Source organism: Niastella sp. sgz303648 (assembly GCF_059587045.1).
In genome coordinates, this window is the sequence record NZ_JCAPSW010000002.1 from 972,932 (window position 1) to 986,438 (window position 13,507).

The following is a 13,507-nucleotide window of genomic DNA, read 5'->3' on the forward strand; positions in this document are numbered from 1 at the left end:
ACCCTAAACCCTTTTTTATGGTGGCCCCAATAAAATCCGCCTTATTGCGAAAAGCTGTTTTGCTGCCAACGGCTTTTATGTTTTTGCTTTGTTGCTTTTGCCGGCAACTACAAGCCCAGGACGATGCTACCCTGGTATTTGAAAACTATAAGCTGGCTGCTTCGGGCATTCAAAATCTTTCTTATACTGTTACCCGTGTTGATACTTTTTTATCGGGCGACAGGCGCAGTATAACCGGCCAGTGTATAATTCGCCGTGAACCCGATAATACATTAACAGGCTGTTCATTTTCGGGTAAACGCAACGATTTACCGGTATCGCACTGGTACGACGGAAAAGATTTTTACACCATTAATGACGATGAAAAAAGCTATAGTATAAATCATTCGCCGGGGAAAAGCATTTTGGGAAGTGTAGGCGGACAAATGCTTTGCACAGAATTTTATCAACCCGAAACAGATTATTCCAAATTAAGTCTTACCATTCAGCCCGATTATTATGTTTTAAGAATGGACTTACCCGATTTAAAAAAATATGATCTGACCAATCGGTATAAGTTATTGTACCTCGATAAAAACAGTTATTTGCTGCAAAAGATCGAGTCGTTTCAGGGATCGCCCGATAAACAGCAAAAGAGTGTCATATCATTCACCGATGTATTTGTGAACGATCCCATCACGGCATTAAACCTCAATAAAAGCGACGTTATTAAGTTTTATAAATTAGTTGAGGTGCCTGAAAGTAAGGAGGAACCAAAGAAGAAAGCAAAAGGCAAGTTATAAGTATTAAGTATTAAAGCACGAGGTCTTGCGGGATAGTTACGTTAACTAAACCGCAAGACCTTGTGCCTTATTTATATTCGCCAAACACTTCCCGTAAAGTATCGGCGATTTCGCCGAGGGAGCATTTTTGTTCAACGGCTTCAATTACAGTGGGCATAATATTTTCACCTGAAACTGCCTTGTCAGAAAGGTCCTGTAATATCTGATCGCATTTGGCCGGGTCGCGGTTGTTGCGCAGCGATGCCAGTTTTTGACTTTGCAAATGACGTATTGAATCGTCGATCCTGAAAACAGGCGTTGTATCTTTTTCCGACGTTTGAAATTTATTTACACCTACGATAATTTTTTCTCCGTTTTCGATCTTACGCTGGTACTCATACGAACTGCGTGCAATAGCATCCTGTATAAAGCCCTGTTCAATGGCCGACACGCTGCCACCCATGGCATCGATGGTGGCTATCAGTTCCCATGCTTTTTGTTCTATTTCGTTGGTGAGGGCTTCAACATAATATGATCCGGCGAGCGGATCAACGGTGTCGGGAGCCCCGCTTTCAAATGCTACAATTTGTTGCGTGCGCAGGGCAATACGGGCTGCTTCTTCGGTAGGCAGGCTCAGAGCTTCATCGTACCCGTTGGTGTGCAACGACTGAGTTCCTCCCAATACAGCCGCCAGTGTTTGTACGGTTACCCGTGCAATATTATTTTGAGGTTGCTGGGCGGTTAAGGTACTGCCGCCGGTTTGTGTGTGAAAACGCAGCATCATGGCTTTGGGATCGGTAGCTCCCAGCTCTTTCATAATGTGCGACCACATGCGCCGGGCGGCCCTGAATTTGGCAATTTCTTCGAACAGGTTATTGTGCGAATTAAAAAAGAACGACAGGCGACGGCCGAATACGTTAATATCAAGTCCTTTTTCGAGGGCGGCTTTTACATAAGCTTTTCCATTGCTTAATGTAAATGCTACTTCCTGCACTGCCGTACTACCGGCTTCGCGTATATGGTATCCCGAAATAGAGATGGTATTCCATTTAGGCAACTCTTTACTACACCATTCAAAAATATCGGTAATGATACGCATAGAAGGCTGGGGCGGATAAATATAAGTTCCCCTGGCGGCGTACTCTTTCAGAATATCGTTTTGAATAGTGCCTGATATTTTTTTCAGGTCGGCTCCCTGTTGTTTGGCCAGCGCCACATAAAACGACAGCAAGATGAAGGCGGTGGCATTAATGGTCATTGATGTTGTTACTTCTTCGAGCTTTATGCCTTTGAACAAGGCTTGCATATCTTCAATGCTGTCGATGGCAACGCCTACTTTGCCCACTTCGCCCTCAGCCAGCGGATGATCGCTGTTGTACCCGATTTGGGTGGGAAGGTCAAAGGCCACACTAAGGCCCATTACCCCCTGCGACAATAAATAATGATATCGTTTATTACTTTCTTCTGCGGTAGAAAAGCCGGCGTATTGACGCATCGTCCATAGTTTACCGCGGTACATATCTTCCTGCACACCCCGTGTGAAGGGGAACTGGCCTGGCATTTCAGGTGTTTGGCCTGCAGGTATATCGGCCTGGGTGTACACCTGTTTTATTTCAATGGCGCTATCGGTATATATCTTTTTTTCTGACATGACGTTTTTTTAAGACGGAAGTCTGCAGTCTGAGGTCTGAAGTCGGAGGCTTCGAATGCAGGGTTCTTCTGACTTCAGACATCCGACTTCAGGCTTCGCTATTGCATCAGTTTTTTAGCCTCATAGCTCAGTACATCGGATACCACATTGTGCAGGGAGGCTTTTGGTTGCTGCATAAGCATTTCGAGGATGCTGCGGTTAAGGTCCTGCCCGGTGGCTTCGGCCGGTAAAAATGAGGCGATCTGGTTGATGATCAGCATATTCTGATCTTTTAAATTGCGAACGGCTTCCCACGATTCAGGGGTAACATATATCTGCTGGGTAACATTATATTCAAACTCCTGCCGTATTTGTTGGGTTAATAACGCCTGCATTTCTCTGGCGCTTAATCCGGCCTGGTTCACCCGGCCAATCAGGTTGGGCAAAGCAATGCGGTCAATCAGCAAAATGAGGCGTTCATAGGCCTGTAATTGCAGGGGTTGGGTAGCAGTAGCTGGGCCTGCTGCTTTTTGTTTTTCATGGCGTTCCAGGGCTTCCTTTGCCTCTTTACGCTGTTTCCAAAACAGGTAAGCCAGGGTGCCTCCGAGGGTAATAGCAATCGAGATCGAGATCGTCATTTGGGTGGGTGTCAATTCCATTCAGTTGGTATTAGGTGAGCAAAAATAGGTCTAAGTTTCGAGTTCTGTATGTTGTGTTTGCAGTTGTTAATGAGGCAGTTGCCCGGAACTGGTTACCGGTTCCCGGTTTCCTGGTACCTGTAGCCTGTTAACCGGCAAACCGGAATCAGGTAACCGGGTACCCTATTTATTCCGTAAATTTGCACTTTAAATGATTTGATTATGAGTATGACAATGGCCGTTCCTGTGACATTTACTGCCGGCGCCCTTGCAGAAATAAAGCGACTGATCAATGAGCCGGGTTTCGATACCGGCAAGTATTTAAGAGTAGGCGTAAAGGGCGGTGGTTGTTCGGGGCTATCGTATGTGTTGGGATTCGATGACAAAACAGATTCTGATGAGGTGTTTGAATATGACGGCCAAACCTTTATTATGAATAAATCGCATGGCATTTACCTGATGGGTATGCAGATCGATTGGGCCAATGGTTTAAATGCCCGAGGCTTTGCGTTCAGCAATCCCAATGCCAGCAAAACCTGTGGCTGCGGAACATCGTTTGCGGTTTAATGTACAAAGGTCAAGGCACAAGGTTCAAGGTTCAGGAAATAAGGGGTAAAACAAGGATCATTATAGAACCCAAAACTTATAACCTAAAACTTATTACTTAATACTTATAATTGGTTATCTTCAATCAATAATCTTTTCCAACCGATTAACAGATCCCTGCATTCTTTTTTGTACCAGTAAATTTTGCAACAACATAGTTGTATTGATGCGCATACGGAATGGGCTTTGAAATCTATTTTTTTATCATTAAAAGCTTTTCAACATGCGTACATTATTAAAAGTTACATTAGAAGTAACTGCTTCGAACAATGCCATTAAAGACGGTTCACTTCCCAAAATAATACAGCAAACTATGGAACGGTTAAAGCCCGAGGCAAGCTATTTTACAGCAGTTGATGGTTGCCGGTCGTGCTTAATGGTATTTGATATGAAAGATCCTTCTGAAATTCCTTCCATTTGCGAACCTTTCTTTTTGCAGATGAATGCCAAAGTTGAGCTGAGCCCGGTAATGAATGCCGATGACCTGAAAAAAGGGTTGGAATTATGGCAGCAATCAGCCAATAAGATGGCAGCATCGCTGAGCTGATTGTATCTGCACTTTTCATAAACTATTGCTTATACAGGGTTGTCGCCGACAACCCTTTTTTTGTTATATCTCAAAACGATTATTAAATTCACATTCTTACAAAACATGTTATGGCCTACGATGAAAAATTAGCCGATCGCATACGCGAAGCAATTTTCGATAAAGGTGATATAGAAGAAAAAAAGATGTTTGGCGGAATGTGCTTTATGCTCAATGGAAAGATGTGTATTTGCGTAAGTCACGAAGAAATGATGTGCCGCATTGATCCTGATATGTACGAAATCGTGATGGAAAAATCGGGTGTGAGGCCTATGGTTCACAACGGAAAAACCATGAAAGGGGTTGTGTATGTGAACCAGGATATAATTAAATCAAAAAAAGAGTTCGACTACTGGGTAAACCTTTCGCTTGCATATAATAAAATCGCAAAGGCTTCGAAGAAGCGTAAGAAATAATGGAGTAACTTTTAAATGAATGGTTCACATCAAAACATTTAAACAATTGGTGCTTTCATTTGCCGGAGCAGAGGAACATCCTCACTTTGAAAAAACATCTTTCAGGGTAAAGAAAAAGATATTTGCCACCCATGCGGCCGATAGTTGCATTGTTTGTGTGAAGCTTTCATTAATTGATCAGTCGGTTTTTTGCGCATTTGATAAAACCATCATTTACCCGGTTGATAATAAATGGGGCAGGCAAGGCTGGACACTGGTTGATTTAAAAAAGGTAAGGAAAGATATGCTTACTGATTTACTTACTACGGCATATAATACTGTCGCGGCAAAAAAGCCATAATCGCGCCCACGCCGCTGGGATAGTTGCACTCACCGGATTGTTTCCATAAAAAAAGCCTCATGAACATGAAGCTTGATTTAAACGGCAGTTTTGCTGCCATTGGATCTTTATTATGAAAAAAGTTGTCTGTTGTTGATTGAGGATCGCATCCTCTATTTTAAATTATACAGGCAATTATTCAATTGTTGTTCCAAACCACCGTTTGGGAAAGTTAATAGCAGTGAATACAATTTGTTAGAGAAATCTTAAAGCACAAAGCCGGCAAATAAAATCCTATAAATCATTTTACTTTACCTGCGTTGTTTTTTACTTATCAATTAACTGTGATATGAACACTTAATAACAGATGATGAAATGTCAGGAAAGATTTGCAGGGAGTGACAAAATGGGACGGGGTGCTTTTCAAAAGCCCGGAACACTAAGCCTTTAAGCTTTAAATGGCAAAGGTGAGCTACCCTTCAGGGAATAGCTCACCTTTGCGTCTTACTTACTTACTTAAAATTGCAAATGGCCCCGAATACCGATAATATGTACCGGCCCACGGTCTTTGTTGTAGGCAGGATTTATTACAAACTGATAATCGGGACTGAGCGATAAGAATATCTTTGGAATGGTGAATTTATAATAGGTTTCAAAAATGGTTTCATGACCGTAATTTATCGTACCATCGCCAATGATGAAACCCGAACCACCTGCTTTCAGGTAATCGCGATGCGGACCTGATATGCCATTCACTACAAAGGCTATCCCCAACGCATCCTCTTTTCTTTTCCATGCGGTACCATTGAACACAATGCCGCCCGACAACGATTGATCTATTTCGGTAAAAGCCCATGTTTCATTGCGGCCGTCGTTCCAGCTGCTGCGTAAAAAGATTCCTGCATTGGTTGAAATTTCCTGTTCCAGCGAAACCCCTATACCATTTTTGGTTTTGGGATCTGTTCGCACAAGAGTTATATCAGGCGTTAAAGGATTTTTTCTAACAGCTTCTTCATAACTGCCCATTTTAGCGAGGTTATGGAATAACAACAGTCGTACAACACCCGGCCGTTTGTTGATGCGAATATTTTTTTCGCCTTCCCAGGTAAGTCCGTATGCTTTTGATATCTGGTTGTCGAGCGTGGGACCGTTGGCATAGGTTGGCATTTGCGTCATTGATATACGCGTTGCCCACGAAGGTGTATGATATTCCACTACAGCGCCAATGGTGTAACCGCGTGTATTGGCAGGATAATCCCAGGCGCCATTGCTCATGAGGCTCCAGTTCATGAATTGTGAACGGGGATCATGGCTGTAACTGTTATTATCGAAGAAGTCGGCAATGCTGAATTTACCGGCACGAACCGAAATATAGCGGGCAGGTACGTGTTGCTGTACCTGGTTCAGATCATCGGTTTCAACATCGGTACCGCTTCCTAATGCAAATTTTTGTTCAAGATATAAACGGGCGAGGTACAGCTTCAGTTTGGGGCTACCAATACGAAAGGTTTCGCCGTTGGGGAAGCCTGCAATGCCCATGGCAGAACTTAACCCGCTGCCGCCTGCCACTTCGGGATTAAAATAAATAGCCGCATTCCTCCATAATTTTCTGCCTGCAAACACCGTGGCTGTAAATGAAACTTTTCCCGATTCCGATTCCAGTAAACTATGGCTGCCCGAATAGGGTGCTGAAAAAGTAGGGTGGTATTGCCATATAGAAGTGGCCTGTGCATGAAAACTCCAGTTACGGTCGCGCAATGAATCTGTTGACGTTTGTGAAAAAGCAGTTGTTACTCCGATAAACAATAAAACACTAACCAGTTTTTTCATGCTGTTGATAATAGGTTTTCGAAATTGGCTGCTAAGTATTTACTATTTCTTAATTAATAATTTTTTGTGCCAGCATTAACCAGTGTTTAACCACTGTATTAATGCACCAATCCTGTTTTCCTCAATATTTTTCGGTTCGAGCGATGATGCATGAACTTGAACACCAGCGAATAAATAACTGGTAATATCAACAGGGTAAGAATGGTGGCGGTGATAAGCCCACCGATCACCACAATTGCCAATGGTTTTTGTGTTTCGGAACCAATACCGGTTGAAACTGCTGCCGGCATTAACCCGATCATGGCCATTAAAGCCGTCATTACCACCGGGCGAACACGCGATATAACACCATCACGAATGGCTTCATCGAGGTGCATACCTTCATCGAGGTTCTTTCTGAAAACAGAAATCAGGATCACCCCATTCTGAATACACACACCGAATAAGGCTATAAAACCAATACCGGCCGAAATACTGAAGTTGAAACCTGTAATATGCAATGCCAGAATACCTCCTATTAGGGCAAAGGGCACGTTCATAATGGTTAATACGGCATCTTTTACATTGCCGAATGTAATGAACAGAATAAGGAAGATGGCCAGCAAACAGATAGGCACTACGTGCGACAACGTTTTACTGGCGCGTTGCTGGTTTTCAAATTCACCGTTCCATGTCATTTTATAACCGCCCGGCAAATGCACCTGTTTGTTTACTTTTTGTTGTGCTTCGGCAATGGTGCTTCCCAAATCTCTTTCGCGGATGGAGAATTTTACCGCTATATAGCGTGTATTATTATCACGGAAAATGAAGGCCGGTCCGGTTAACGTTTGTATTGTGGCAATTTCTTTTAGTGGTACTTTGGCGCCGTCGTTCGTGGGAACCATCAAATTTTCGATAGATGCCTGGTCGGCGCGGTATTCTTTCTGGTACCTGATACGAACATCAAATTTCCGTTCGCCTTCGTACAGCTGGGTAGCGGCCTTACCGCCAATGGCCATTTCAATAACAGCATTGGCATCGGCAATATTCACTCCATAAAAGGCCATCTTTTGCTGATCGAGTTCTATTCTGAACTCTGGCTGCCCCAGGTTACGTAACACCCCAAGATCTTCAATACCGCGCACCGTTTTTAATACGGCGGCAATGCTATCGGCTTTTGAATCGAGCACCTGAAAATCGGGGCCAAATATTTTAACTGCAAGCGCTGCATTTACACCCGCCACTGCTTCTTCAACATTATCACGTATCGGTTGCGAATAGTTAAATACAATACCGGGCAGTTTTCGCAGCTGTTTGTCCATTTCGTCGATCAGCTCTTCATCCGTGATCTTTCTGTCCCATTGTTTTTTAGGCTTCAGGTCAACCTGTATCTGCACGTTGAAGAAACCTTTGGGATCGGTACCGTCGTTGGTACGGCCAATTTGCGACAGGGTTTGTTTTACCTCAGGAAATTTCGATAAGATGTCGATCATCTTATTCGAAACCGTATTGGCTTCGGATAACGAAACGCTCATAGGCAATTCGGCTTCTACCCATAACGCACCTTCGTTTAATTCGGGCAAGAATTCTGTACCCAGGAATTTGGCCGAAAAAACAGATACGACCATGAAGGCGACTGCCAGCAATACGCTTTTCTTTTGATTACGATATACGAGCGAAAGTAATTTACCTACACCTTTTTCGAAGAATATTACAATAACATTGTGCTTTTCGCGAACATTTTTGCGTAACAATATGCTCGATAATGCCGGCACAAGGGTTAAGGTAAACAACAGTGCGCCTAATAATGCAAAGCCTAATGTGTAGGCGAGGGGCGAGAACATTTTTCCTTCTACCTTTTGAAAGGCGAAGATGGGCATTAAGCAGGTAATGATGATAAGTTTAGAAAAGAAGATGGCTTTACCCATTTCGGTGCCTTTGTTCTTAAATAAACCGAGTTTGGCCAGCCTGTTAAACTTTTCCATGCCTACTTCCTTTGCCTTATGGTCAAGGGCTACAAACAGTCCTTCAACCATCACTACAGCTCCGTCGATGATAATACCAAAGTCAACTGCGCCCATCGAAAGCAGGTTGGCGCTCATGCCTTTGATGCGCATACAAATAAAGGCAAATAACAGCGACAACGGAATGATAATACTAACTGTAACAGTTGTTCGCCAGTCGGCCATGAACAACAATACGATCACAGTTACCAGTACAATACCTTCAATGAGATTATGAATAACGGTTTCCTGTGCATAATCCATCAGGTTGGTACGGTCGTAAAAGGTGTCTATATGAACATCTTTGGGAAGAATATTGTTATTCAGGTCATCTACTTTTTCGCGAACCCTGTCGAGCACTTCGGCGGGGTTTTCACTTTTGCGCATAACGATTATACCTTCAATTACGTCTTCCTGCGTATCGCGCGATACTTTTCCCAGCCGGGGCTTACCCGATTCTATCACATTGGCCACATTTTTAATCAGCAGGGGTACGCCGTTCACTTTGGTGATGATGATATTTTCAATATCGTCTACATCGTTCAAAATACCAATGCCACGCACCACATACGACTGGCCGTTTCGTTCAATTACATCACCGCCTACGTTCACGTTGCTTTTGGTAATGGCATTGTATACATCCAGCGAAGTAAGGTTGTATTTAATCAGCATTTCGGGGTTCACACTTACTTCAAATATCTTTTCTTCGCCGCCAAAACTATTTACGTCGGCTATGCCGGGAACCGATTTAAACTGGCGATCGAGCACCCAGTTTTGAATGGTGGTGAGGTCGCGTATCGATTTTGTTTTGCTTTTGAGCGTATAGCGAAAAATTTCACCGGTAGGCCCGTAAGGCGGTTGCACATCGGGTTTTACACCATCGGGCAGGTCGGCGCCGCCCAGGCGGCTTAACACCTGCTGACGGGCAAACGCATCATCCACATCATCGTCGAAAATGATGCGGATATAACATAATCCAAAGGCCGAAGTGGTGCGAAGGTTTGATCTTTTCTGTACCGAATTCAATACGGTTTCGAGCGGAATGGTGACAAACTTTTCCACTTCTTCGGCGCTGCGGCCGGGCCACTGGGCAATGATGATGATCTGTGTATTGGTAACGTCGGGAAAGGTTTCTATAGGCGTTTCTTTATAGCTCCATATACCCAGCGCTACCAGTACGGCCGTCATAAAGAACACGAAATAACGGTGCCTTAGTGAAAAATGTATAATCCGTTTTATAAACTTGTTCATTGTTTAATTTTGGGCTCTCTGATATATTTAATGCACGCTGAATTTCAGGTTGGCAGCCTGCCGGCAGGCTGGTTTGCAGTTAGCCATTGGCAACATTAACTGCAAACTGCTCACTACCATTTGTTTTTTCAACTATCCTTCTTTTAATGCTCTGTACAACAGAATCTGATTCTGTGAAATCACTTTATCGCCGGGTTGCAGTCCCTGTTTGATATAGGCCCTGTTGTTTATGGTTTTATGTACATTAATTTCTTTCAGGTCAAGACTGCATTTGTTGTTGTAAACGATCACAAAATTTTTACCATTGTCGCTGATGACTGCAGTTGCAGGGATGGTGGTACACGGGGCGCCTTCTTTATTTTCAATAAGAATGTTGGCAAACATTTCGGGTTTCAGCTGCATATTGGGGTTGGCCAGCCGAACTCTTATCTTCATTACTTTGGTAACGGGGTCAAGAATCTGATTTACCTTATCTACCACGCCGTTGAAAGTAGTATCGGGGTAGGCGAGGGTGCTTACTTTGGCTACGTATCCTTCTTTCACCTTGGCTATATCGCTTTCATATACATTGGCCCATACCCACACATCTTTAATATCACCAATGGTAAACAGGTTGTCGCTATTGTCGTTTCTGATAAAACTGCCCTGTGTTAATTTCTTTTCCACCACATAACCGCTTATGGGTGCTTTTATAACGTAGGTTCCATTGGCTGTGGTATTACCACCTCCATTGATGGCTATTTGTTCTTTTACTTTATTGGCCGCTCCCAGCGCTTTATTGTAATTTTCTTTGGCTTCGATGTATTCGCGCTCGCTGGCAATGCCGCTTTTGTACAGTGATTCGGCATTATCCAAATGCTTTTTGGCAATGGTTACATCATTGCCTGCGCTTGATAAATCGGCGTAATTGCCTGCCACATCGGCGCTTTTAATAACGGCCAGCGTTTGTCCTTTTACCACTTTATCGCCCAGTGAAACATTTACCTGTACAACCTGTCCGCTGCTGAACGGAAATACCCGTACCACTTTATTATCGTTGAAGCTTACTTCGCCAGAAAGCTTTAATTCATCGCTGATATTGGCTGTATATGCCGAATCGATTTGAATAATCTTAGCCAGTGAGTCACTTACACATACAGGAGCTTTGCCTTCCGGGGCGGGTTGCGACTGGGTATTGCAGCTGGCTGCTGCTAATGCGATCACTGATATATATAATAAGCGTTTCATAATTTACTTAGGGTTTAGTTTTTAGCGGTTATTGAATTGTGATGATGTTAGTGCCTGTTGTAAAATTGATCTCCGCTATGGCATTGAGCAATGAGGTTCGTTGTTGCAGCTTTTTAATCGATGTTTCTTTGTAGGCATCAAAAAAGTCAACAAATTCTATTAAACTTATCTGGCGTTGCTGATAACCTGTAATAACATTCTGTAACAGGCGGTCGTATTGTTCGCCCAGTTCGGGAGGCGATATTTTCTTAAGATTTTCGGCAATCAGATATTTGTTGTAAGCCGTTTGTACATCCTGCTGTGCCTGGTTTTGCACCTGCAGAACGGTATTGTTAGCCTGCCGTATAGCAGTGCCTGCGGCCACTATATTGCCTTTGTTACGGTTAAATACGGGAATGGGTAAACCAATGGTAAGCCCCCAGAAATTGGGTACATAGTTACTTAGGCGGTCGTATTCGAGGCCTACGGTAAGGTCGGGTACGGCCAGCGATTTCTGATAACTGAGGTTATGTTCCTGTGCCAGCAGATTTATTTTCGCCAGTTTCCAGTCGGGCCGGTTATTGATGGCCGAATCCTGCAACTGATTCAAAGTAAGGCTGCCATTTACCGCCGGCTCATTAATAACCGGTACAATAATGTTGTTACCACTTTGCTGCAGCAACGTATGCAGCTCTTTTTGTACTTCGGTTATCTGGCGTTGAACATCGGCCAGGTCGCTTTGCAGTGAGAACAACAGCGATTTAATTCGGATATTATCCTTTTGTGAAATGTTCCCGGTTTGAAACTGCGCATCCATACCGGCAACCAGCTTTTGCATGGCATCGGCTTCTTTACTAAATATAGCATTAGTGCCTAATAGCTGGTGCAGATTGGTAAAATCGGTAATGAGAACAAATTTCAGGTTGCGCATGAGGTCGTTAAACTGCTGTGTGGCCGATAATACATTATCATTGGCCAACTGTACCAGCTTGTTGCGCTTGCCGGCGGTTTTAATAACCTGTTGTAATTGCAGATAAACCTGACCGTAAGGCTGGTTGTCGACTTTTGTATGACGGAAAAATTTACCGTCGTACAGGTTCTGGTCGGTCAATAAAACGGGATTATCCCAGTAACGTGCCTGTTGAACCAATGCTTTATTAATATCGACATTGAATTGCTGTGATATTAATGCAAGATTCTTTTGCAGGAAGAGCTTTTCAGCTTCCGGCAGGGTAAGGACTAACGTATCACCGGTAACTTGTGCTTTGCAGGTGCATATTATCCCCATCAACAACTGCACACATAAAATAATACGACGCATCGGGTGTTTTTATTTGGTAATCGCAACCGCAAATGTGCTATGAGGTTTGGTTAAGCAGTTATTAACATGTGTTAATGAGCCGTTAACGAGTGAAATTCAATGGGCAATAGGCAATTAGCACCAGACAATTTGAGGTGAGTGGGTAGTAGGGAGCAGGCAGTGGGCACCAGGCAGGAGGTTTGCACCGGGGTGAAGCAAAATCCATTCTTATGACCCACATTAGGTCAAATATCCCTTGCTACCCGCTATTACCTTTATGTTATTAACCAACAGTTGCATTGAATCTGAATCCAACGCCATGAATGGTTTCGAGAATGATGGTGGGGTCGGCTTTGAAGTATTTGCGCAATTTGGTCATGAATACGTCCATGCTGCGGCCGAGGAAGTAATCGTCTTTACCCCAAACATTCAGCAACACTTCATCGCGTTTGAGAATGTGGTTGGCATGTTCGCAAAGGAATTTTAACAGGTCTGCTTCTTTTTGTGTAAGCGTATAGGTTTCGGTGGGCGTATTTAATTTTAAATCGGTGTAGGAAAACTTCATATTACCGATGGAAAATTCCTGTATGCTTTCGGCATGCAGTTTACGGGTACGGCGAATGAACACATCCATTCGCAGCAACAATTCCTGCATACTGAAAGGCTTGGTAATATAATCGTCGGCCCCGGTCAAAAAGCCTTTTATTTTATCTTCTTCCATCGATTTTGCTGTAAGAAACAGGATGGGGATCATATCGCTTTGCTGACGGATCTTTTTAGCTACTGAAAATCCATCTTTATTCGGCATCATTACATCGAGCAGGCAAATATCATATTGCGTTTTATCGAATTTTTCAATGGCGGTTTGCCCGTCGGGGCACAATACCACATCATAACCCGCATCCTGCAGGTTGTCTTTAATAACATATCCAAGGGAAAGGTCGTCTTCAGCGAGTAATACTTTAAATTTTTTGGATTGCAT

12 protein-coding genes are annotated in these 13,507 nt (G+C 43.4%); 5 read left to right on the forward strand and 7 right to left on the reverse strand.

From position 1 onward, the window contains the following. Positions 1-44: 44 nt before the first annotated feature. Positions 45-782 carry a hypothetical protein gene (locus AC59IL_RS08500; protein WP_496551678.1) on the forward strand — a complete coding sequence of 246 codons (738 nt, stop codon included), beginning with the start codon at positions 45-47 and terminating at the stop codon, positions 780-782. Between the two features lie 67 nt (positions 783-849). On the opposite strand, the gene AC59IL_RS08505 is transcribed toward AC59IL_RS08500, so the two are convergent. Further along, the gene (locus tag AC59IL_RS08505) at positions 850-2,412 is read right to left on the reverse strand and encodes an acyl-CoA mutase large subunit family protein (RefSeq protein ID WP_496551679.1); all 1,563 of its coding nucleotides are present in this window, start codon (positions 2,410-2,412) and stop codon (positions 850-852) included. A 98-nt stretch (positions 2,413-2,510) separates the two neighbouring features. Continuing rightward, positions 2,511-3,050 (reverse strand): DUF7935 family protein, encoded by a 540-nt coding sequence (locus tag AC59IL_RS08510; protein ID WP_496551680.1) that lies wholly within the window; start codon positions 3,048-3,050, stop codon positions 2,511-2,513. A 201-nt stretch (positions 3,051-3,251) separates the two neighbouring features. On the opposite strand from AC59IL_RS08510, the gene AC59IL_RS08515 reads away from it, so the two are divergent. The 4 genes from AC59IL_RS08515 to AC59IL_RS08530 all read left to right on the forward strand — a co-directional run bounded on the left by AC59IL_RS08515 (position 3,252) and on the right by AC59IL_RS08530 (position 4,977). Continuing rightward, positions 3,252-3,596, forward strand: a complete 345-nt coding sequence (locus AC59IL_RS08515) for a HesB/IscA family protein (RefSeq protein WP_496551681.1) — start codon at positions 3,252-3,254, stop codon at positions 3,594-3,596. 262 nt (positions 3,597-3,858) lie between these two features. Next, positions 3,859-4,182 (forward strand): hypothetical protein, encoded by a 324-nt coding sequence (locus AC59IL_RS08520; RefSeq protein ID WP_496551682.1) that lies wholly within the window; start codon positions 3,859-3,861, stop codon positions 4,180-4,182. A gap of 110 nt (positions 4,183-4,292) precedes the next feature. Further along, positions 4,293-4,637 carry a TfoX/Sxy family protein gene (locus AC59IL_RS08525; protein ID WP_496551683.1) on the forward strand — a complete coding sequence of 115 codons (345 nt, stop codon included), beginning with the start codon at positions 4,293-4,295 and terminating at the stop codon, positions 4,635-4,637. A 19-nt stretch (positions 4,638-4,656) separates the two neighbouring features. Further along, positions 4,657-4,977, forward strand: coding sequence for an MmcQ/YjbR family DNA-binding protein (locus AC59IL_RS08530; RefSeq protein WP_496551684.1), 321 nt, complete (start codon positions 4,657-4,659; stop codon positions 4,975-4,977). A 495-nt stretch (positions 4,978-5,472) separates the two neighbouring features. On the opposite strand, the gene AC59IL_RS08535 is transcribed toward AC59IL_RS08530, so the two are convergent. The 5 genes from AC59IL_RS08535 to AC59IL_RS08555 all read right to left on the reverse strand — a co-directional run bounded on the left by AC59IL_RS08535 (position 5,473) and on the right by AC59IL_RS08555 (position 13,507). Further along, positions 5,473-6,786 (reverse strand): carbohydrate porin, encoded by a 1,314-nt coding sequence (locus AC59IL_RS08535; protein WP_496551685.1) that lies wholly within the window; start codon positions 6,784-6,786, stop codon positions 5,473-5,475. 98 nt (positions 6,787-6,884) lie between these two features. Next, on the reverse strand, positions 6,885-10,019 hold the full coding sequence (locus tag AC59IL_RS08540; RefSeq protein ID WP_496551686.1) for an efflux RND transporter permease subunit: 3,135 nt from the start codon (positions 10,017-10,019) through the stop codon (positions 6,885-6,887). Positions 10,020-10,151: 132 nt separating this feature from the next. Beyond that, positions 10,152-11,246 carry an efflux RND transporter periplasmic adaptor subunit gene (locus AC59IL_RS08545; RefSeq protein WP_496551687.1) on the reverse strand — a complete coding sequence of 365 codons (1,095 nt, stop codon included), beginning with the start codon at positions 11,244-11,246 and terminating at the stop codon, positions 10,152-10,154. Positions 11,247-11,274: 28 nt separating this feature from the next. Next, complete coding sequence (locus tag AC59IL_RS08550; RefSeq protein ID WP_496551688.1) at positions 11,275-12,546, reverse strand: TolC family protein; 1,272 nt, start codon at positions 12,544-12,546, stop codon at positions 11,275-11,277. 262 nt (positions 12,547-12,808) lie between these two features. Continuing rightward, positions 12,809-13,507 carry a response regulator transcription factor gene (locus AC59IL_RS08555; protein ID WP_496551689.1) on the reverse strand — a complete coding sequence of 233 codons (699 nt, stop codon included), beginning with the start codon at positions 13,505-13,507 and terminating at the stop codon, positions 12,809-12,811.

Coding starts and splice junctions, on each gene's coding strand:
- AC59IL_RS08515 (WP_496551681.1), top strand. CDS start 3,252: ATGAGTATGACAATGGCCGTTCCTGTGACATTTACTGCCGGCGCCCTT.
- AC59IL_RS08545 (WP_496551687.1), bottom strand. CDS start 11,246: ATGAAACGCTTATTATATATATCAGTGATCGCATTAGCAGCAGCCAGC.
- AC59IL_RS08540 (WP_496551686.1), bottom strand. CDS start 10,019: ATGAACAAGTTTATAAAACGGATTATACATTTTTCACTAAGGCACCGT.
- AC59IL_RS08555 (WP_496551689.1), bottom strand. CDS start 13,507: ATGCAATCCAAAAAATTTAAAGTATTACTCGCTGAAGACGACCTTTCC.
- AC59IL_RS08520 (WP_496551682.1), top strand. CDS start 3,859: ATGCGTACATTATTAAAAGTTACATTAGAAGTAACTGCTTCGAACAAT.
- AC59IL_RS08535 (WP_496551685.1), bottom strand. CDS start 6,786: ATGAAAAAACTGGTTAGTGTTTTATTGTTTATCGGAGTAACAACTGCT.
- AC59IL_RS08530 (WP_496551684.1), top strand. CDS start 4,657: ATGGTTCACATCAAAACATTTAAACAATTGGTGCTTTCATTTGCCGGA.
- AC59IL_RS08510 (WP_496551680.1), bottom strand. CDS start 3,050: ATGGAATTGACACCCACCCAAATGACGATCTCGATCTCGATTGCTATT.
- AC59IL_RS08505 (WP_496551679.1), bottom strand. CDS start 2,412: ATGTCAGAAAAAAAGATATATACCGATAGCGCCATTGAAATAAAACAG.
- AC59IL_RS08525 (WP_496551683.1), top strand. CDS start 4,293: ATGGCCTACGATGAAAAATTAGCCGATCGCATACGCGAAGCAATTTTC.
- AC59IL_RS08550 (WP_496551688.1), bottom strand. CDS start 12,546: ATGCGTCGTATTATTTTATGTGTGCAGTTGTTGATGGGGATAATATGC.